The sequence below is a fragment of the Paenibacillus zeirhizosphaerae genome (assembly GCF_030705605.1).
In the GTDB taxonomy this organism is placed as follows: Bacteria; Bacillota; Bacilli; order Paenibacillales; family Paenibacillaceae; genus Paenibacillus; species Paenibacillus zeirhizosphaerae.
The window spans coordinates 341879-362564 of sequence record NZ_JAPCKK010000016.1 but is presented as its reverse complement, the minus strand read 5'-3'; the positions used below and the strand labels follow the sequence as shown (position 1 = coordinate 362564).

General features: G+C 47.7%; 21 protein-coding genes. 16 read left to right on the top strand and 5 right to left on the bottom strand.

The annotated features are described in order from the left end of the window. Nucleotides 1-90 precede the first annotated feature (90 nt). From OIN60_RS11410 to OIN60_RS11395, 4 genes are all read left to right on the top strand, one after another. Complete coding sequence (locus tag OIN60_RS11410; protein WP_305754989.1) at nt 91-2145, top strand: methyl-accepting chemotaxis protein; 2055 nt, start codon at nt 91-93, stop codon at nt 2143-2145. Nucleotides 2146-2209: 64 nt separating this feature from the next. Next, nucleotides 2210-2377, top strand: a complete 168-nt coding sequence (locus OIN60_RS11405; RefSeq protein ID WP_305755569.1) for a hypothetical protein — start codon at nt 2210-2212, stop codon at nt 2375-2377. Between the two features lie 147 nt (nt 2378-2524). Next, nucleotides 2525-3031, top strand: a complete 507-nt coding sequence (locus OIN60_RS11400) for a hypothetical protein (protein ID WP_305754988.1) — start codon at nt 2525-2527, stop codon at nt 3029-3031. A 158-nt stretch (nt 3032-3189) separates the two neighbouring features. Next, complete coding sequence (locus OIN60_RS11395; protein ID WP_305754987.1) at nt 3190-4443, top strand: flavin monoamine oxidase family protein; 1254 nt, start codon at nt 3190-3192, stop codon at nt 4441-4443. A 57-nt stretch (nt 4444-4500) separates the two neighbouring features. Here OIN60_RS11395 and OIN60_RS11390 read toward each other — a convergent pair whose 3' ends face one another. Continuing rightward, nucleotides 4501-5439, bottom strand: a complete 939-nt coding sequence (locus tag OIN60_RS11390) for a ketopantoate reductase family protein (protein ID WP_305754986.1) — start codon at nt 5437-5439, stop codon at nt 4501-4503. Between the two features lie 206 nt (nt 5440-5645). Here OIN60_RS11390 and OIN60_RS11385 point away from each other — a divergent pair, with 206 nt between their 5' ends. After that, nucleotides 5646-6221: a TetR/AcrR family transcriptional regulator gene (locus OIN60_RS11385; RefSeq protein WP_305754985.1), complete on the top strand. Its 576-nt coding sequence runs from the start codon at nt 5646-5648 to the stop codon at nt 6219-6221. Nucleotides 6222-6334: 113 nt separating this feature from the next. On the opposite strand, the gene OIN60_RS11380 is transcribed toward OIN60_RS11385, so the two are convergent. Beyond that, a complete protein-coding gene (locus OIN60_RS11380) occupies nt 6335-6961 on the bottom strand; it encodes an FMN-dependent NADH-azoreductase (RefSeq protein WP_305754984.1) in 627 nt (208 codons plus the stop codon). Between the two features lie 272 nt (nt 6962-7233). Here OIN60_RS11380 and murI point away from each other — a divergent pair, with 272 nt between their 5' ends. Continuing rightward, entirely contained in the window at nt 7234-8010 is a 777-nt protein-coding gene (gene murI / locus OIN60_RS11375; protein ID WP_305754983.1) for a glutamate racemase, read from the top strand. Nucleotides 8011-8094: 84 nt separating this feature from the next. On the opposite strand, the gene OIN60_RS11370 is transcribed toward murI, so the two are convergent. Next, nucleotides 8095-8610 (bottom strand): VUT family protein, encoded by a 516-nt coding sequence (locus OIN60_RS11370; RefSeq protein ID WP_305755527.1) that lies wholly within the window; start codon nt 8608-8610, stop codon nt 8095-8097. Nucleotides 8611-8771: 161 nt separating this feature from the next. Here OIN60_RS11370 and OIN60_RS11365 point away from each other — a divergent pair, with 161 nt between their 5' ends. The 7 genes from OIN60_RS11365 to OIN60_RS11335 all read left to right on the top strand — a co-directional run bounded on the left by OIN60_RS11365 (nt 8772) and on the right by OIN60_RS11335 (nt 13581). Then, on the top strand, nt 8772-9572 hold the full coding sequence (locus OIN60_RS11365; protein WP_305754982.1) for a GNAT family N-acetyltransferase: 801 nt from the start codon (nt 8772-8774) through the stop codon (nt 9570-9572). Between the two features lie 47 nt (nt 9573-9619). Further along, complete coding sequence (locus OIN60_RS11360; RefSeq protein ID WP_305754981.1) at nt 9620-10105, top strand: GNAT family N-acetyltransferase; 486 nt, start codon at nt 9620-9622, stop codon at nt 10103-10105. Nucleotides 10106-10144: 39 nt separating this feature from the next. After that, nucleotides 10145-10579, top strand: a complete 435-nt coding sequence (locus tag OIN60_RS11355; protein ID WP_305754980.1) for a ribosomal maturation YjgA family protein — start codon at nt 10145-10147, stop codon at nt 10577-10579. Nucleotides 10580-10789: 210 nt separating this feature from the next. Beyond that, nucleotides 10790-11758, top strand: a complete 969-nt coding sequence (locus tag OIN60_RS11350) for a S8 family peptidase (protein WP_305754979.1) — start codon at nt 10790-10792, stop codon at nt 11756-11758. A gap of 257 nt (nt 11759-12015) precedes the next feature. Beyond that, the gene (locus tag OIN60_RS11345) at nt 12016-12537 is read left to right on the top strand and encodes a cysteine hydrolase family protein (RefSeq protein ID WP_370872466.1); all 522 of its coding nucleotides are present in this window, start codon (nt 12016-12018) and stop codon (nt 12535-12537) included. A 161-nt stretch (nt 12538-12698) separates the two neighbouring features. Continuing rightward, nucleotides 12699-13208 (top strand): nucleotidyltransferase domain-containing protein, encoded by a 510-nt coding sequence (locus tag OIN60_RS11340; RefSeq protein ID WP_305754977.1) that lies wholly within the window; start codon nt 12699-12701, stop codon nt 13206-13208. Next, a complete protein-coding gene (locus tag OIN60_RS11335; RefSeq protein WP_305754976.1) occupies nt 13192-13581 on the top strand; it encodes a HEPN domain-containing protein in 390 nt (129 codons plus the stop codon). Before OIN60_RS11340 ends, OIN60_RS11335 begins: the two co-directional genes overlap by 17 nt. A gap of 422 nt (nt 13582-14003) precedes the next feature. On the opposite strand, the gene OIN60_RS11330 is transcribed toward OIN60_RS11335, so the two are convergent. Together OIN60_RS11330 and OIN60_RS11325 are read right to left on the bottom strand one after the other, a co-directional pair. Beyond that, the gene (locus OIN60_RS11330) at nt 14004-15647 is read right to left on the bottom strand and encodes a response regulator (RefSeq protein ID WP_305754975.1); all 1644 of its coding nucleotides are present in this window, start codon (nt 15645-15647) and stop codon (nt 14004-14006) included. After that, nucleotides 15644-17452 (bottom strand): cache domain-containing sensor histidine kinase, encoded by a 1809-nt coding sequence (locus OIN60_RS11325; RefSeq protein ID WP_305754974.1) that lies wholly within the window; start codon nt 17450-17452, stop codon nt 15644-15646. Before OIN60_RS11325 ends, OIN60_RS11330 begins: the two co-directional genes overlap by 4 nt. A gap of 123 nt (nt 17453-17575) precedes the next feature. Between OIN60_RS11325 and OIN60_RS11320 the strand changes: the two genes are divergently transcribed. From OIN60_RS11320 to OIN60_RS11310, 3 genes are read left to right on the top strand one after another with little or no spacing between them, the layout of a single operon-like run. After that, nucleotides 17576-18457 carry a carbohydrate ABC transporter permease gene (locus OIN60_RS11320; RefSeq protein WP_305754973.1) on the top strand — a complete coding sequence of 294 codons (882 nt, stop codon included), beginning with the start codon at nt 17576-17578 and terminating at the stop codon, nt 18455-18457. Beyond that, the gene (locus OIN60_RS11315; RefSeq protein ID WP_305754972.1) at nt 18457-19287 is read left to right on the top strand and encodes a carbohydrate ABC transporter permease; all 831 of its coding nucleotides are present in this window, start codon (nt 18457-18459) and stop codon (nt 19285-19287) included. Before OIN60_RS11320 ends, OIN60_RS11315 begins: the two co-directional genes overlap by 1 nt. Before the next feature lie 55 nt (nt 19288-19342). Continuing rightward, nucleotides 19343-20629 (top strand): ABC transporter substrate-binding protein, encoded by a 1287-nt coding sequence (locus OIN60_RS11310; protein WP_305754971.1) that lies wholly within the window; start codon nt 19343-19345, stop codon nt 20627-20629. The last annotated feature ends 57 nt before the right edge of the window (nt 20630-20686 follow it).

Here is a 20686-nt window from a genome sequence, read left to right as displayed (position 1 = left end):
TTACATAATTGTCTCTATCCAAAATGCACAAATCCACCGATAAAATAGACAGATTACAAACATCGCAGCCGTACAGGAGGATTATGAATCATGAAGAAAAATAACAGGACAAAGCGCGGATTGGATTATGTGTCTTTAAAGTTGAAATTGCCGCTGCTCATTACAGCTTTGGTCGTTGCTGTTATTTTGACGATCTCTGTCATTGTATATTTTTTAGGGTCAGGCATCATTCTTGATAAAAGCAAGGATGAAATTAAAGCCAATGCCGACCGGATGGGAGAAGGATTGTGGACAGCGGTGCAACTGCAGGGCCAGACGTCCTACCTGATTTCCTCGCATCATGACATTGGGGAGCTTTTAAAACTAAGAGCTGAAGGTACACTGTCGGATGAAGCATTCTTTTCGGAAAATAACGAGCTGTTTACACGTGTAAACCAGAAGCTGGCCGCAAATCTGGAGGCAACAACGGGAAATCAGTCCTTCATTGTGCTGGATAAGAAAGGGATCATTATTGCGGGCAGCAAGCAGGATACGGTCGGGGAATCGCGGGCAGATCGTGAATATTTTCAGGAAGCGTTAAAAGGACAGCCATTTATAAGTGATGCCATTGTGTCAAGCAGCACTGGAAAGCTATTAATTGCGTTCTCGCAGCCAGTCATGGATGAGAACGGACAACTGCTCGGGGTATTCGCGGCGACTGTGGACTCAACCTTCTTTGTCGATAAATTAAAGAACATCCATATTAATGAGCAGGGGAAAATTTCCATCCTCAGCCGTGGTGGAACAATCCTGTATGACTCGAAGGACCAAGCCGCCGTGGGGACTCAACTGGAGGAGGCCGGAGGTTTGCTCAGCATGCCAGTCGAAGGCTCTATCCTTCAGGGAGAAGCGGACCTGGGAACGGATTATTTGAGCTACAATAAAATCCCCGGTGCGGATTGGGTTATTTATGTCCTGGATTCCTATGATGATATGAACGAGCCTGTGGAAGCACTGCTTGAGCAAATCGGGCTCGTGGCTGTGCTGGCTGTTGCACTTGCCATCATTGCGGGTCTTCTCATTTCCCGTTCTATCACCTCTCCTGTGCTGCGGCTGACCCATCTGTTCAAGCAATTGGCCTCCGGGGATTTGACCGTTGCGGCAGAAGGCAAATTTCATAATGAGTTCAGGGATTTGGCCAATAGCTTTAACGTTATGGTCGGGCATAACAGAAAGCTGCTGTCCGATATGAATGATTCCATCGTAGTTTTGAACCAAAGCACGGAGGAGCTGGACGAGTCATCCAGGCATGCCAGCACATCTGTTACAGAGACAACCAGCACGACCGGAGAAATCGCCAAAGCTGTCGATCTGCAGGCACGGGATACGGAAACGATGGCAGACATGTTCAATGGTTTTGGCGAAAAATTCGGGATGATCAACGCAAAGGCCCAGTCGGTCAAAGAAAGAACGGATGCGATTGTAGATGTATTTGATTCCAGCAGCCAGGTTGTGAACGAATTAAGTGCTGTGAACGATAAAAATGAGGCGGAGGTGCAGAAGATATCCCAAATTACTGCACAGCTTCAGGAGAGTTCTCACAGCATTGCCCATATTACAAATGCCATTAATGAAATCGCCCGTCAGACGAATTTGCTGGCGTTGAATGCTTCCATTGAAGCCGCCCGCGCCGGAGAGCACGGAAGAGGTTTTGCGGTAGTCGCTTCGGAAATTCGCAAGCTGGCGGAGCAGAGCGCCGGACAAGCCAGCCAGATTCATAGCATCATTCAACAAAATCTGTCACTGGTGGTCGAAAATAACAACAGTGTCCTGCAAATTCAGGATATTTCCGCCGCACAGGATCAGTATGTAGGGAAGACAAAAGGGGCTTTCGCGGATATTCTGAATCATGTCACGGACATCACGGAACAGATTAAAGCAATGGCGGAGGACCTGGCCCGTATGCAGAAGGACAGTGAGGAAATTATTGGCTTGACGCAAAGCCTGTCAGCAACGAGCGAAGAAGTATCCGCATCGGTGGAGGAAGTCACGGTCACAATGCAGGATCAGTCCGCCATGGTGCGTCAGTTGTCTGATATGGTGGAAAGGATTGACGGATTAAGCAAAGGACTGGCGGAATCCGCTGCCGCATTTAAAATGGACTAAAAGCGCACAGAATTCGTATTTCCGGGTATATATGAGGTAACTCTATCTACAGGAACCGAAAGGAGTGAGCATCATAAAAGTCATCATTACGCAAAAAGAAGCGATGGAACGGCATATTTGGGATGAAATCATGCTGATGTTCGGTGTATCGAAGGAAGACGAGTTGTGGGAGAATGAAGAGTTTATTCTGACCGAGGAGCAGGCGCGCAAGCTGGATTTGCTTAAATCATAAAATTTAGTACCAAGTCTTAAGAAAATGTAACTGTTTTATACGAAATCTGATACTTTTTGGGACAAAAACTCGTTTATGATATGAGCAGAAGGGTAATGAAAGGTATGAAGGACCGACCATAACCCAGTTAGCAAGGGGAGATCTGATATGAGAAGGACAGTTGCTAAGCTTTTTCTGCTCACATTCATTTTAGTTACCGCAACGGCTGGCGGTGCAGCCGCCAAGGGGTATGAGCCTGCACCTGCCGCGAAAATACAGGAAACCGTATTTGTCAATCATTTGGATGTAGGCGACTCGGTTTATGTGGAAATCGATCCAATTCAGTGGTATGAAGGAGAACAGGCCAACGAGATCTTCCGGGAACGTGAAGGTGATGCGGAAATGACCGAAGCCCCGGACGGATACTATATCGTGAATGATGAAGCAGATACCGAAAAGCTGCAAATTGCCGACGATGCCAAAATTATTTTCCAGATTTACGACAAAACTGGACGGATGGAAGATACCGATATCAACTGGAATGAACAAGTTACACTGGAGACGTTGAAAAAAGCGTTCAGCAGCTCAGATGTATTGGATATGACGGCATTTCCTTACCATATTACGATTCAGGACGGCAAAATTGTTGAAATTGTACAGCAGTTTATTCCTTAACATATACATTAGAAACATATACATCAGAATGAAGAGCAGCCGAGTCATATCGGTTGCTTTTTTTATTCCCAAAGGGCAGCTTCGTTAAGAATATGAATATCATTTCAAGCAAATATTAAAGCTGAAATTTAGTCATTTGATATCAAGGATGGGTAATCTTGAATAATTTGAATCGCACAGCTTCAGATGCAGATGTTGTAGTGATTGGGGCAGGAGCATCCGGGTTAGCCGCAGCTCGGACCCTCATAGGTTATGGTAAGTCAGTTATCACTTTAGAAGCAAGAAATCGAATAGGAGGACGGGCTTGGACGGATACCAAAACCTTTGGTGTCCCCTTTGACCTTGGATGCCGTTATTTACATGATGAACCAGTCAACCCATGGGTCGAGTATGCAAAGGATAACAAATTTGAACTCTATCCTAAATCGGATTATCTGCATTTCTTAACTGCTGGCGGCATTAAATTATCTGCAAAGGAAGTTCGTGACTTCCAAGATAGTTATGATAGCGCCATTCGTAAAATTTTGGACAAAGGAAAGAACGGAATAGACTTGTCTGTTAGCTCTATTTTAGGTTCAGCAGGAAAATGGGATGAATATGTCGCAAAAATGTTAGGCTTATGGACATTCGGTATAGAAACTGAAGTGTTATCCACCCTTGATTTTTCTCAAGCAACGGGTCATGGCCCCGATTGGTTTTGTCGTCAGGGGTTCGGTAGTATTGTAAATCATTACGGTCAGAATGTTCCGGTTCATTTAAACACCTCTGTACAGCGTATTGAGTGGGGGAGTCATGGGGTTTCGGTAAAAACAAACTCAGGCACAATTACAGCGAAAACTGTAATCATTACCGTATCTACGGGTGTGTTGGCTTCAGAGACTATCACCTTTAGTCCTCCTTTACCTTCCTGGAAGATACGTGCTATAGAAGAACTTCCTATGATTCAATGTAATCATATTACGCTGAAGTTCCAGAAAGATATCTTTGCTTTGGGCAGCGACCAGGCGATTCTCACGGAAGATGATCATAGGGTAGGCATTACAAGTAACATTTCGAACACGGGTTTGGTGCTGATGTGGGTTGGTGGGCATTTGGCATCTGACTTGGAGGAAAGTGGAGAGGAAGGCGCGGTTGATTTCGCCTTAAAGAAGATTGAATCCCTCTTAGGAACACGAACAACGCGAGAGTTTACTAAAGGGGCAACAACCCGTTGGGGACGGGACCCACGGTCTTATGGTTCGTATGCAATGGCGAAGCCGGGAAGCCATCGTTACCGCAAGGATTTAAGCCTGCCCATCGATCAAAAAATATTTTTTACCGGTGAAGCGTGTAACAGCACATATATAGGAAGCTGTCATGGTGCGTATCTGGCCGGAGTCGATACAGCGAAAGAGGTTTATAAAGTACTTTGACCTCGACCTCGTGAGAGATCCAGGCAATGCAGTTGCCTGAATCTCACGGTCGGCATCTTATTTGCTGGCGGGTGAATAATTGATGAGCATATCCCAATTAGGCGTCGACATGTTTGCGCTTTGCTTCAAATCATGAAATGCCTGAGTCAACGCGGATATCTCGTTTTCGGACACCGCCTTGTCGCTCAAGAGAGTCCTGCCGACAGGGGTTCCCAACATCATCTTCAGTCCCATGTAGAGCAGCTTCCGCTTTTGCCGGACCCATTCCTTTTGACTTTCAGGCGTAACGGTATACCCGAGCTTTTCCAATACTTGATTGCCTTCATCTATCGCATCAATGACGTGATTAAGCAGCTTGCTGTCTTTCACAGCTTGACGCAGGTTACCGTCATATGCATTGGCAATGAAATTCATGGGCAGAACCATAATGAAATGGCTTTTCAACCATTCATCCATATCCTTGTAATAAGTCAGTTTAAATTTACTATTAACAAAAGCCTGGTCAATCATGGAACGCCAGACCAGCTCCTCGCCTAATCCACCGATAATCATTTGCCCCTTCGGTCCATGCACGCTGATCATCCGGCCTGTCTCCCTCCATCCAGCGCCAACCAGAAAACCGAAAGCAACCTTTTTCGCTACAGGACTGTTCGCCTCTAAATAATCCCGCATCTCGTGCGGACTCGCATTATTGCCCACGATAACCACATGACTGCTGTGATTGGCCGCAAGAGCAGGCAATACCGTCTGGAAATCCGGATATTTCATGACTACAAAAATCAGGTCGTAAACATCCTCTGGCCGTAGCTCACGGATCACATTTACTTTATCAACCGTAGTACGAAATTGAAAATAATGGCGAATCACGCTCCCGTCATTCTGCAGTTCATTCAGACGCTGTCCTCTGGCCAGCATAGTCACGTTATGGCCTCCACGGACCAGACCATGCGCCAAATAACTTCCCAGGACACCCGCACCGTAAACCAATATGTTCATAGGAAAAATTTCCTCCTCTTTGCCTCAATAACGGCTGTATAATAAGTTTTTAAATTTGTTCGTTTATATTTAAAAACTTTCAACCCGATTATAGTTGTAATGCAAGCCGCACGTCAATAGATTTTAAATTTTGAGTGTTAAATTTAAAAAGTTCTCGAATTATGATATATTGAGCTTAGTTATTGAATGTGGGATGTGAGAACGTGATGAATAAATTTGAAGTCAGGACACAGAAGAAGAAGGATGCGATTGTAAAGGCCGCCCTGAAGCTTTTCCAGGAAAGAGGCTTTGTTGATGTCAGTATCAAAGACATTGCTGCAGAGTCGGGGGTATCGTCGGTTTCGCTCTATAACTATTTCGGCAGTAAAGAAGGAGTGGTCAAAGAATGTGCGAATGTCCTGATGCAAAATACCGTTCGTATGGCTAAGGATATCCTTAACCAAAACATGGATTATAAAGACAAGCTGCTCAAGGTACTGGAAATATGCGCGGAGTATGATTATCAACTGCTTTGTTCTCCGGGTGCAGTAGAAGATCACATCTTATCGAGTCTATACAGTGAAAACACAAATCAGATCAGAATCGAGATCATACAGGAGTTTATTGAGCTAGGGAAGAGGGAGGGAGCTATTGATTCTACTATTTCACTGGAGACCCTATTGGAATTGTTAAACGCGATTGGGGCGGTTCAATCCACCTGGGCAAGAGCTGAGAATTATAAAGAAAAGATGGCTGAACTTAACCGGTTCCTCTTATTCGGGTTAATTGGACGTTCATCATAAATCATGTAAAAAGCCGACAGATCAGATGGAAGCCATCCGGTCTGCCGGCTTTTCGTTGTTAATTAAAAACAGGCCCGGCCGTTACCGGCCAAGCCTGAAGATGTATATATGGTTTAGAAGCTAACAGCAGCCTCAGCAGCACGCTTCGTTGCTTCAGCAACAATGTCCTGCGCTTTGTCAGGGGAAGCGTTGTGTCCTTCAAGTACAACGGTGGTAATGTCACGAACACCGAAGAAGGTCAGGATGTTGCTGATATAGTTCAGAGACATTTCCCAAGCAGCCATTGGGCCTTCGGAATATACGCCGCCTCTTGCGTTCAGCAGGGCAACCTTGGTATCGGTTACGAGGCCAACAGGACCTTCTGCAGTGTATTTGAACGTTTTGCCTGCCAGGTTCAGGTAATCGATGTAAGTATGCAGTACAGCGGGAATGGTAAGATTCCAGAGCGGGAATGCAAACACAACCTTGTCGGCAGCCAGGAATTGATCCAGGAAGCCGTTGGCGATGTTAGCCAGACGAGCTTCTTCTGCGGACAGCTCCATACCTTGAGCAGCTTTGAAGCGGCCGTTGATCATGGTAGCGTTCAGGTAAGGCAGTTCGGCACTGTACAGGTCCAGCACAGTGATCTCGTCTTCTGGATGGGATTCTTTGTAGCTCTCGTAAAATGCGTTATACAGTTTAACCGTTGCAGATTCTTCCGCTGTGCGGTCGTTAGCTTTGACAAATAATACTTTGGACATGTTCGAAGCCTCCATAAATTAAAGTATAATTGAATAATAAATGATAAACTTTATAGTTGTCAACAATAATTCACATTATATTTTTTTAAAAGTCGCTTTCTTTTTTTAATTAAATTAAATTTTAATTTATTTTTGTAAAATTTCTTCATCACCCCTGAACGGACTGTTTCCCTTAGAATATGGTAAAATGAAGTTTGCCTCATGGTGCTGCCGTGCCATATTGCAAAAACGGCGCTTAACTAAGGCGAAATATATGATGCAAGGTGAAGAATATGACAATCGCATTTTTTGACTCAGGCATTGGCGGGATTACAGTACTGTCGGAAGCGGTCAAACAACTGCCGCAGGAAAATTTTTTGTATTTTGCTGATACCCTTCATGTCCCTTACGGTACAAAATCCAAGGCACAGGTTATGGAATACGTCCAGGAGTCGGCCGCCCGGATTATGCGGGAAGAGGTGCAAGCGCTGGTCATCGCCTGCAACACAGCCACCAGCATCGCGGCGGCAGAGCTTAGAAAGATCTACAGCATTCCGATCATTGGGATGGAACCGGCCGTAAAGCCTGCGGTGGAAATGAACCGGAATAGCGGGAAAAGAGTTCTTGTATTTGCAACACCGTTGACCCTTACACAGTCCAAGTACAATGAGTTGGTGGCGCGGGTGGATGACCACGGAAGTGTGGATTCGCTGCCGCTTCCCGAGCTTGTCGGCTACTGTGAAAATCTGAATTTTGATCGCGCGGAAATGACGGATTATTTTGCGGGGAAATTAGCCAGCTTCGATCTAAATGCCTACGGGACGGTTGTTCTCGGCTGTACGCATTATCCTTTTTACAAGGGAATATTACGCGAGATTCTGCCCGAACACATCGAGATCATTGACGGAAGCCGGGGCACGGTCAGCAGATTAAGAAGTGTGTTGGGTCTGAAGGAAGCGGGCACGGGTGACAGCCGGGGCCGGATTCAATTCATGTGCTCCAGTGATGACGCTGCCTATATCACGAAGATGGAAAAAGCGTTTGAACTGTTCACCTGTCTGGAGGGTTAACCACAGCTTTGCGCTCCGTGCTGTCCGATATTCTGCTTCACAAAAAAAGTGCGACAAATGGCATTGTCGCACTTTTTTACGGTATTAAACCTGCCGCATGCTTTTCAGTATGAAAAAGCCGATGAACTGCATGACGGTTTTCACAACGGCTTGCCCCAATATGGCGTAAGGCACCAGCGCCCAAGGCAGGAAGTTTGCGCCAAGCGGAGATAGCCCAATGATTACAAACAGGCCGGAATCAATGATGCCTCCAACGATACCGCTCACAAGCACCTTTTTCTGAAACGAGCCTTGCAGGCGGGTAAATACCTCGGTATCGAAGGTCTCGGAGAAGAGGAACGTGATTGCACTGGCAAAAACAATCCACAGTGTGTCTCCCAGCAGCCAGGACGTCAAAGCAGTCACCAGCAGCGCTGTCGTGATGACTTTGTAGGCGTTCAGGCGTCCGTAGCGCTTCTGTACCAGATCCCGGAATATGAACGTAGCTCCGATAAATACCGTTCCCATCGGAACGATGAAATTACCGAAGACCAGCGGAGCAAAGCTGGCGGTCACGACGTTTGCGATTACAATAGATGCTATATAAAGTAAAATTCGCAGCAAAAGTTGTCCCTCCATGTTCTAATTGTGCACAACTTATTAAGGGTATAACAGGGAGTCTATTTTGTAAAGAGTAGATGAAGACTTGTTTTCCAAATTACGGAATAGAGATGGTATGATAGGTTCATAGAACTTGCTCAAAGTGGAGGTGCTGGAGTCTAATGATACCCACAAGGCAGCTTATTGAGGAAATAGAAAAATCAGAAATGGATTACATGACGGATCGAATGCAGGCGATTCAAGAAAAACCAGGCAATCCGGAGGGTGTGGAAATACATAGCTTCGGGAGCGCCACAGCTTATTACAGCGGTACGATGAACTGGCCTACCTTTAATACGGTGAAAGGGCTGAGAGACAGCGATATTGAATCGTTGGATGACATCCTCCATTTTTTCAAGTCCAGGGATCGCAGAGTCCAGTTTGAGGTTGTCCCTTCCCTGGTAAGTCAGGAGCTCCTTATACAGCTTGCGGAGAGAGGCTTCTATCATTCCGGATTTCATACTTCCATGTATACGGAACCTTTAATTCTGGAAGAAGAAGCCGATGAACAAATTACAATTGAAAGCGTGCAGGAAGGCGATTTTGTGGATTATGCGACAATCCATTGCCGCTCCACAGGGCTGCCTGAGGCGGGGATACCACATGTAGCTGAGAATAACCGGGTCCTGTATAACCGGTCGGGCTGGAGGTTTTATTTGGCGCGATTTAACGGCGTTCCGGCTGCGGCTGCTGTGATGTACTTGAAGGGACCGACGGCATCGTTAACGTTCGCGGGAACACTTCCTTCCTGCCGCAGCTATGGGCTTCATTGCAGGCTGTTGAAAAAGAGAATAGCAGAGGCGGCATTAGCGGACTGCAGCCTTGTAGTCTCGCAGTGTGCCTTTTTGTCGCAAAGTCACCGTAATATGGAGCGCATCGGCATGAAAATAGGATATGTCAAAGCGACATGGTCACAACGGTAATTAAGAAACTACATAATAAGCTATGATGCGGAAAAGGAGATTCAGTCATGAACGAGGAGATTCAGCTTGCTTTGTATGAGGAGAAATATCAGGAGCAGTTGATGAATTTTTATCTGCCTGAGGAGCAGGCGCAATATACGGCATTGCCAAGTGAAGCGTTAGATGTGGCGCTGCAGGATCCCAACCGGATGCCTGTCGTTATTTTGGATGGGGCAAAGACCGTCGGATTTTTTGTCCTGCACGGCGGTCCGGACATATCAAAATTCACACCGGATTCCCATGCTTTACTGCTGCGGGCTTTTTCGGTCAATCATGAGGATCAGGGCAAAGGTTATGCACGCCGGTCTTTAGTGCTGCTTCCTGCTTTTATTGAGAAGAATTTCAAGGAGGTTAAGGTGGTTGTGCTGGCTGTGAATAAAAGAAACGTGACAGCCCAGAAGGCATATTTGAAATCGGGTTTTATGGATACAGGAAGAGAGACGGGCGGTAAGTATGGACCACAGTATATATACGAGCTGCCGATCGAGTCCTGAGGTTGAGGATACGACATATTTAAAAGGAAGCGGTAGCAGATGCTTGAAAGTAGCTGGAATACAGAGAAACACAGCAAAGTCGATTTTCATATAAAGCAAAGACTCATTTACGCAGCAACCACTCTCCTTACAATGCTGCTTGGTTTGGGTTCGCGAGCTTTTGCAGATGAGCTTCCCGCTTTCGTAGCGAAGCATGCAGGCGATGCCCTGTGGGCCGCCATGATTTACTTCGCCTTTCGGGCTGTCTTGATCCGGCAAAGGCTGTTTACCACCCTGCTGCTGAGCCTGCTGTTTTGTTATTTCATAGAGTTTAGTCAACTGATCCAGACCGATTGGCTGAACGGACTGAGAAGCACTGTATTAGGTTCCTTGGTGCTGGGACGGGGCTTTCTGGCGATAGATTTGCTGCGTTATACCGCGGGTATTTTTGTGGCAGGGGCCGCAGATCTGCTGATTGCAAGAAGAAAGTGGTAGCGAGATTCTCTTCATAACAGAGCTTGGACGTCGTTCTCGGAGCGTCTCACAACATACAAAGGGGCATATTTGGACCAAAGAAGCATACGATCATAGGAAGATCTGCTTATGAAACTATGTAAAACAAGCCGTAAGACTCTGTGAAAACAATTGATAATCTGTTAAAATTTAGTAGAAACACAGTAATTTCAATATTTCAGGAGGGATAAGATGAAGCGGACAATGAGTGTCATTCCTTATCGGATTGTGGAGCAACGGGAGAGTGTCAATGAAGTGCCGGCTGGGATTGAGTTGATTCAGGCTCCGAAGATTTGGGACAAGACCAAAGGAACAGGCGTCAAGATTGCCATACTGGACACCGGCTGCGAAACTACTCATCCTGATTTGAAGGGCCGGATTGTGGGAGGGAAAAACTTTACCCATGATGATGATGGCGACCCGGATAACTACACCGATTATAACGGTCACGGTACCCATGTGGCTGGTACCATTGCGGCGGTTCAAAATGCTAAAGGTGTGGTCGGAGTGGCGCCGGAGGCGGAATTGCTGATCGTCAAAGTATTGGATGAAAACGGTTCGGGTGACTACGAGTGGATCATCGACGGTATCTATTATGCGATTGAGGAGAAGGCGGATATTATCTCTATGTCACTTGGTGGTCCGGAAGATGTACCGGAGCTTCATGAAGCTATCCAAAAGGCGGTGGCCTCCAACATTCTTGTTGTCTGCGCCGCGGGCAATGAAGGAGACGGCAGGGATTCAACCGATGAATTCGGGTATCCCGGAGCGTATAATGAAGTGATAAGTGTGGGGGCGGTTAGCCTTGACCGGGAATCCTCCGACTTTACGAACTCTAACAATGAGGTTGATTTGGTGGCTCCAGGGGAGGAGATTCTGTCTACTTTCCTGCGTGGCAAATACGCTACGCTGAGCGGCACTTCTATGGCGGCACCGCACGTCAGTGGCGCATTAGCACTGATCAAGGTGCTGGCGACTGCCGCTTTCGAAAGAGATTTAACTGAACCGGAGCTGTACGCCCAACTGATCAAGCGGACGGTTCCGCTTGGAAATTCGCCGAAGCTTGAGGGCAACGGATTGCTCTATTTAACTGTTGCCGACGAGCTGTCCAATATTTTTGAATCCAAGGTCGTTTCGCAATTGATCAGTCTGGAATCTTAATACCTAACCCTGCTATGTACAGCGGCTCTTCTTCAACGGGGGCCGCTTTTTTTCACGAAGATAGGTACAAATTGAAGCTTGTCTGGTTTCCCCATTAGCTTTAATATGGGGAGATACAGGACACGTTTGTTCTGGGTGTGCTTCAGACAGCATTGCAAGGCGATTATACGAGCTAAATGGATCAAGAAGACGACATTGACGTGTATATGAGCAGAATCGTTGAATCATACGAAGAGCGAGAGGAGATTGGAATGGTTATGAAAACTGCTTTAGTCATCATTGATGTACAGAAGGCGATGTTTCAGCCGCAATATGATTTGTATCGTGGGGAAGAGGTATTGGATACAATTGACGGGTTGATTCTTAAGGCGCGTGAAGCTGGCACGCCGGTCATATACATACAGCATACGGAGCAGGGGGATCCCGAGTTCAGTATGGATAAGCCGACATGGGAAATCCATGATAAAATCAAACCGCTCCCGACCGATATCGTTATCCAAAAATCAACCTGTGATTCTTTTTATAAAACGGGATTGCAAGAAGCTCTGCTTGAGCGCGGGATCGAAAAATTGGTGATCGCGGGCATGCAGACCGAGTTTTGTGTAGATACAACGGTACGCAGTGCCTTCGGCAAGGGGTATAAGGTTATCCTGGTTGAAAACGCTCATAGCACATTTGATAATGGGATACTGCAGGCTGAACAAATCATCCGCCATCATAACAAGGTATTAGCCTCCAGCATTGCAGCCCTTAAGCCCGCAGAAGAAATAGTGTTCTAAAGATTAACCCCAAGCTCAGATGAATTTCCTAGGGGACTCGCCTTTTACCGGGCTAATCCCTTGTGCAATAAGCCGTATTTGGGTCGTTGTCGCTCCTTACACAGGAGCGTGGGTTGAAATTTGACTGTCGCTCCTTATGCAGGGAGCGTGGAGGTGCTCACGTGCAAAATAGAAAGCTGGATGAATCTTTAATGAAGGAAATACGAGGTATTCTGAAAAACTATGGTTATAAGAACCCTGTTAGTTTAGATTTTGTTAACTCAACTCTTGCGGAGTCGACAGATTTGGAATCACCCGGCGACATAAAAGATTCTAAAATAGGGGTCACGGGCTTTCCTTCTCAAATGGATTTAATTGATTTTGAAGTCGGGTTGAAATTTACTGAGGAAGTAAAAAACTTGTTTGGAGAAAATCTTCTAAAGGTTATTCTTTTTGGTTCCAGAGCAAGAGGAGAAGCTGGTAAGCATAGCGATTATGATTTTATGGTTTTAGTCAAATCTTCGGAAATAGATTCCTGGCCTTTACGAGCTGTAGAACTGAAGAAAAGAGTGTATGCTGATTTTCCTCCTATGGATATCATGGTCCTCACTTTAGAGGAGTTTAAGAATAAATTCTTCTTCAGAGAAGCGGTAGAAAAAGAGGGTGTGGTGTTCTTTGGACAGACAGACTAAGGAATGGTTGAGATTTGCAACAAATGATTATGAGTTGTCTATGGTTGCTGCCACACAGAATAAATTAGAAAACGGTTGTTATTTGTTGCAGCAATCGGCGGAGAAGTATTTAAAATCGATTGAAGTGTATTTAAATCTGGGTATCTCCAAAACACATCTTTTATCAAGATTGTGTAAGTCGATAGAATCTGCAGGAATAACGGTTCCTGTAGAAGTTATGGAGGCTTCTTTTATTTTAGAGTCTTACGCGACCACTGCTAGGTACCCTGGGTATGACATCAATTTGGATGATATGAGCAAGTGTATTGCCTCTCACGCGGCCATAAAGTCTTATGTTGAAAAATACTTTTCGGACAAAACTCCAAAAATATGAGCATCGAATCGGAAAATGATTTGTTCAAAAGGTGCAGAGTTCATATTGTAACGGGAAGTTTCTCTGCTTCTAACTCATTGGTTGATTCTGATCATGATGCATAAGGATTTTGTTATGTTCTGTTTTTTATGATAAGGAAGCCGGACGAAAATGTGATTGGTGCGAACCCCAAGCTCACATAAAATCCCTGGGAGATTCGCACTTTTGCAAGGATAATCCCTTTCGCCACAAGGCCGCAATTGGGCCGCTGTGCTCCTTACGCAGGCGGAGCCGAGCAGGGGCTGTCCCAAAAGAGTTCGTATGACATGGGAACATTCCAATTTACAACCGAAAGGACCTCAATTCCACTGTATAGCGGAGATTGAGGCTCTTTTTTGAAGAAATTCAGTTCAAAGATGACAACCACATTACCGATGACCCACCTAAGAGGAGAGCTTGTGGCGGTACTCCTTGGGTGAGACGCCCTCCTGTTTTTTGAACACCTTACTGAAATACTTCACATCATGAATGCCGACCATTTCGGCGATTTGCGAAATTTTCAGGTTGGGGTTGAGCATGAGCAGCTTGGCCTTATCGATACGGTATTTGGACAGGTAGTCGGAGAAGTTAATGCCAAATTCCTGTTTGAATTTGCGGGAGATGTATTCCCGGCTGACAAAAAAGCGGCCGGCTATGTCCTGTAGGGACAACTCCGATGTGTAGTGCTGTTCGATATATTTGATGATATCCCTGATCGCGCGTTTTTCCTTGGCTTGCCGCCCGCTGATGGCTTGGGACATGCGGCTCATCAGGTCGACGGCCCAATCACGCCAGGCAAAGAGGGAGAACGAGTAGCCGTTGGTGTTCGGTGCACGATGCTGCCGATCGTCCTGTACCAGTGCGGCCAGCACCGCTCCGGCGTCATCGCCGAGCGTTTCCCGCAGCAACTGCTCTCGAAAGGAGAGCGCTTCCGACCGCCATTGCTCGAGCATTTCCGGTGTCACAATACCGCCGTGGCTGAGCCCGTCGATCCATTTCTGCGCCGCGGCCGCAATCCGCTGTTCATTTCCGCCGCTTAATACAGCCATTTTCCAATCCTCCTGCACATCGACAAAGCGAAGACACGACGCATTCCCGGTTTCGCCCCCGTTATGCGGTTCGGCGGTCGGCAGAGTGTGGAGATAACTCCCGCTGTGCAGCAAATTGCGGTGCCGGATGGCCGCATTGGCTTCCGCATACTGACTGGGAAGGCTCTGCGGCAGCGCGCCTGCAGCCGCAACGCCAAAGTGCATTCGGCGCTGGAGCGTGCGGAGCAAGCCCTGATTGATTTTCTCAATCAGCTCCGCCACGGCTTCGTGGTTGTTCCAAAGCATAAGGATAATTTCGCCTGGAGCTCCCCAATATTTGAAGGCGATGCCGCGGCGGTCCGGAAGCAGAAACTCGTTGCAAATGTTAATAACAGAAAAATGCAGCAGCTCGCTATCCTTGCCGAACCGCTGGAGCAGCAGTGCATCCCCGGAATCCACCTGCAGCAGCAGCAGACGGACCCTATTGGCCTGTTCCGGGATGACCTGATCCGCACGCAGCCGACGGAGCGATGATTCGGCCGTATTGGCGTCATCGATCAGTGAAGACAGCAGCTTCTCCCCGTACACCGGCCTGATTTCGTTAAGCTGGATATTTTGCTGCTGCTGATCCGCGCGTTCGCGCTCTTCCGCCCGCCATTCCGTCACCGCCTTGGCCACAGCAGCGTTAATAGCCTCCGCATCAATCGGCTTGAGAATGTAGTCGATTCCTCCGTGGCGGACAGTGCTGCGAACAAATTCAAAATCGTTATGTCCGCTGACGACAATAAATTTCACGCTTCCGGCGAACTCGCTAATCCAGGCCATCAGCTCCAAACCATTTCCGGAATCCATCAGCATATCTGTTATAACCAGCCCCGGCTTATTGTGCCGGATTAGTTCGATCGCTTCGTCGCCGCTTCCCGCTTCGGCTACTTCCTGTATGCCGTGCCGTTCCCAATCCACAAGCAAATGGACCGCTTTCCTTACTCTTGCTTCGTCATCCACAATGAGCGCTCTCAATGATCTTCACTCTCCGTTATGTCTTTCTCCGCGATATGCAAAGTGATTTTTACACCTGTCGGATGCAAATTGCCAATGTTCAACGAAGCCATGCCGCCGCTGAACAGCTTAAGCCGGGCGAGGACGTTGGCGAGTCCGATCGAAGGCCGCTCCGCATCTTGCCCCGTATCCAGCGGATGGCTGCCTGGAGGTGGCCATTGGGTCAATTTCCGCTGCAACTGCAGCAGCCTCGGTTGGGGGATTTGATTCCCGTTATTTTGCACCGTGATCTCGGCTCCTCCCTCCGCCGACGCGATAGCCAGCAGGGTGATTTCGCCATTCACGGCTGACCGTTCCAATCCGTGCTTGAAGTAGTTTTCCACAATCGGCTGCAGGATCATTTTCGGCATCGGCAAATCAAGCAACTGCTCTTCCACATCGTAGCGGAAAATGAAACGGTTTTCAAACCGCTCCTTTTGCAGCTCAATATAGGCCTTGACATGCTCCAGCTCATCGCGCAGCGTAACGGTCTTGTCATCGTTATGCATGCTGTAGTGCATCATTTTCGCCAGTGCAGACAAGAGGGCGTAAATGCGCGGAACATTCAGCTCCAACGCCAACGTGCCGATAATCTGCAGCGTATTGTTGAGAAAATGCGGATTGATCTGCGCCTGCAGCGCTTTAAGCTGATTCGTCTTGTTCGCCAGCTCCAATCTGTATTCCCGCAGAATCAGATTGTTGATCGTATCCATCATCCCGCGGAACCGCAGCATTACCGCACCGATTTCATCATGTCCCGCCGGCTGGATATCGACGTTCAGGTTTCCAGATTGAATCTGGTCCATATAACGGCCCAGCCGCTTGATCGGAGCGGTAATCCGCAGCGAAATAATGACCGTGGCGGCAACGATAATGATGAGCGACACCGCCAGTACCAGGATATTGATAAAGGCTGCACGGTTCGCTTCAAGGGTCAGGTAAGAGACCGGAACTTGCTTAACCAGCGTCCAGCGGGTCGCGATGCTGGAAATCCGCTGATAGACGAACACGTTTCCGTCCTGCTCGAAGTTTCCGCTGGAATTCGGCGAGCGGGCAATTTGGTCGGTATACCACTGCTCCCGGAGCGGTAGGCCCAGCATGTTTTGAGCGTCGCTGTAGATGATGTTGCCATTGTCGTCGAGAATGTAGATTTTCTCGCGGTTTTGTTCATACAGCTGGTCAACGATGTCGCTCAAAGCCGATAGTTTGACGTCGATGGACAGATAGCCGATGATGTCGCTCGAGGGAACCTTCTCGATTTTGCGATGAAGTGTAAACACCGGCTCCGAAGGATATTTCGGCTGCAAAGAAGTCAGTCCATACGTATGGCTCATATGGCTTTCCTGCACCCATACACTGTGCTGGCCGCTGCCCAGCGTATCGCTGAAAGGAGCGATATTATAATTTCGCTGTGGTGTGTTCAGCGTCACCAGCGTCGCTTTGCGGCTCGTATTTTCATATAGGTACACCTGGAAAATATCCGGGACGGAGCGCGAAATGCTGGATAACACGGCATAAACCTGCGAATTGTTCTGGACGTCTTCGTAGCCGGCATGCAGCAGATTGGAAATGCTGTACACGCTGGATGAGCTGCGGTTCAGATCGTCCAGCAGACTGGAAAGGTTACGTCCGCCCTGGTATAGCAGGTTTGCATCCTCCTGGGCAACCCGTGTCCGCAGCGATTGCGTCGTGTAGGAATAGGTAATGAACATGGTTAGCACAATTGGAAGAATCGTTGCCAGCAGCATAAAGACGATCAGTTTGGTGCGGATGCTGTTCCATTTCAAGTCGCTTCTCTCCCGATCAATAAATTGCACCTGACTGTTCACCTCAGTCAGTGTTTACGAAGGCTTATTCAAATCATAATAACAATACAACAGTTATTCGCTAGAAAGAAAGGGGGCTGCGCCATGAGTAGTAAAAGAGCATCAAGATGGGGATTGCAGATGTTTTTCGTAGGACCTGTTTTTCTGTTTTTTCTAATCATCATGGTGATACCGTTCTTCCTCGGGATGTATTATGCGCTGACCGATTGGAATGGCGTGGCAAGCACGGTAAACTGGGTAGGGTTAGATAATTTTAAAACGATATTCACCAATGATCCCGATTTTTGGTCATCTTTCTGGTTTACCACCAAATTTACGCTGGTCGGTATTGTGTTGACCAACGTCGTCGGCTTCCTCCTCGCATATTTTTTAACGAAGGGGTTGAAGACACGCAACATTTTGCGTACGATTTTCTTTATGCCGAACGTGATCGGCGGATTGCTGCTCGGGTTTATTTTTCAGTTCATATTTATCAAAGGCTTTAATACGGTATTTGAACTGACCGGCTGGTCCTTCTTCGGACTTCCTTGGCTCGGGGATGCCGTCACCGGCTTCTGGGGAATCATGATTGTCTTCGTGTGGCACTCGGCGGGCTATCTGATGGTCGTATATATCTCCTCGCTGAGTAACGTTCCTTCTGAAGTCATGGAGGCTGCGGAAATTGATGGGGCAAGCCGCTGGCAGATGCTGCGCAGCATTATTATTCCGCTGATCATGCCTGCCGTGACGATCTGTCTGTTCCTGGCGATTTCCTGGGCGTTCAAAATGTTTGATCTCAACCTGTCGCTGACAAAAGGCGGGCCGTTCAAATCGACGGAATCCGTGGCGATGAACATTTACAACGAAGCGTTCCAGAATAACCGTTACGGTCTGGGTACTGCCAAGGCTATTCTGTTCTTCGTGATCGTGGCCGCCATTACGATGCTTCAAGTGCGCGCGACGAAGAATAAGGAGGTTGAAGCCTGATGCTTAAAAGATATACCGGACGGATGCTGGTAACGGAGATCATTATGGGGCTTATCGGACTGCTGTTCTTGTCCCCGTTTTATTTTCTCTTTGCCAACTCGGTCAAGCCTTTTGGCGAGATTATGTCCGACTCGGCCAGTTGGCCGAAGGTATTTCAATGGGAGAATTATTCGAAGGCTTGGGAATTGACTCAATTCCCGCAGGCATTCGCGAATTCGCTGGTTATTACCGTTGTGAGTGTGGCCATCCTGGCGCTGATTAGCTCGATGGGCGCGTACCGCATGGTCCGGTCCAATACGTGGTTTAACCGTGTCTTGTTCATGCTGCTTATTGCTTCCATGGTCATTCCGTTTCAGACGATTATGATGCCGCTGCTTCGGGTCATTAACGAGTTGGGTCTGAACAATACCCGTGCCGGGCTGATCATGACCTATCTTGGCTTGGGAGCACCAATGGCGGTATTCTTGTTCCATGGGTTCGTTAAATCGATCCCGTTGGAGATCGAAGAAGCCGCGACAGTGGACGGCTGCACCGGGATTAGCGTCTTTTTCCGAATCGTGCTGCCGATGCTGAAGCCGATGCTGATGACGATTATCGTGCTTAACTGTTTGTGGGTATGGAACGATTATTTGCTGCCATCGTTGATTCTGCAGCGGCCGGAAATGCGGACGATTCCGTTGGCTACCTTCGCATTCTTCGGACAGTACACGAAGCAGTGGGATATTGCGCTGCCGGCGCTTGTACTGGGCATCACACCGATCGTCGTGTTCTTCTTGTTCTTGCAGCGTTACATTGTTGAGGGAATTGCAGCCGGGTCGGTCAAAGGCTAACGCCGACCGATCCGCTGTTCCAATACACTACAATAGATTTTTGGGGGGCAAGGTTATGAAAAAGCCTAAGTATTCTATCATGCTGGCGGTTCTGTTAACGATGTCGCTTATACTCGCAGCCTGTGGCGGCGGCGGCAATCTTGTAAGCGATAACAACAGCGGCGACGAACAGGGACAAAAGACTGTGACGATCTTCCAATTCAAAACAGAAATCGTGGAAGGGCTCAATGAGCTGAAGGTCGAGTTTGAAAAAGAACACCCGAATATCAAGCTGGATATTCAAACCGTCGGCGGCGGCGCGGATTACGATGCGGCTCTGAAAACGAAATTCGCTTCCGGCGATGCGCCGGACATTTTCTCGAACAACGGTTATGCGAAGCTGGACATGTGGCAGGAGAAGCTGGAAGACCTGTCTGATCAGCCTTGGGTGAAGGATCTGGTGCCACTCGCGGCAGAAGCGATCACTAAAGATAGCAAGGTTTATGGATTACCGCTTGATTTAGAAGGTTTTGGTTACGTTTACAATAAGGATTTGTTCAATAAAGCAGGCATCACTACGTTGCCGAAAACATACTCCGAGCTGGAAGCGGCTGCTAAGAAATTGCAGGCTGCGGGCATCACCCCATTCGCCAATGCTTATCAGGAATGGTGGCTGGTAGGCAGCCAGGGAATCAGCGTGGCTTTTGCCAACCAGGATGATGTCGATGGCTTCATTAAAGGTATGAATGAGGGGACAGCTTCGATTGTTGGCAATGAGCAGTTTGCCAACTGGGCGAAATTGATGAAGCTGACCTTGGATTATGGCAACAAAAATCCGCTGACCACCGACTATAACACACAGGTAACGATGTTCGCCAATGGGGAAGCGGCGATGATGCAGGAAGGCAACTGGGCGCAAACGATGATCGACGGCATTACACCAAACATGAATATCGGGATTCTGCCGATGCCATTGAGCGACGATGCGGCCAAGACGGGTAAAGTAACGATCGGCGTACCGGTGAACTTGGTTGTGAACAAAGAATCCGATGCCAAAGAAGAGGCAAAAATTTTCCTGAATTGGCTCGTCACCTCGGATATCGGCAAGGAATATCTCGTGAAGAAATTCAAGTTCATCCCGGCCATGACTACGATTCAAGCTACGCCAGAAGATATGGGGCCGATTGCTACCGATCTGGTGAAGTACGTAGAGGAAGGCAACATTTTCGCGCATCAGGCCGGTAAATTCCCGGATGGTGTCGCTCAGGAATTCGGCAGCGCGATCCAACAATATTTGGCAGGCAAAAGTGATGTCGAAAGCTGGCAGAAAAATATGCAAGCCGCATGGGATAAGCTGAAGTAAATGCAAGCAATGAATATTGGATGATCTAAAGGCAGGCCGCCTCCAGGCACGTATCCT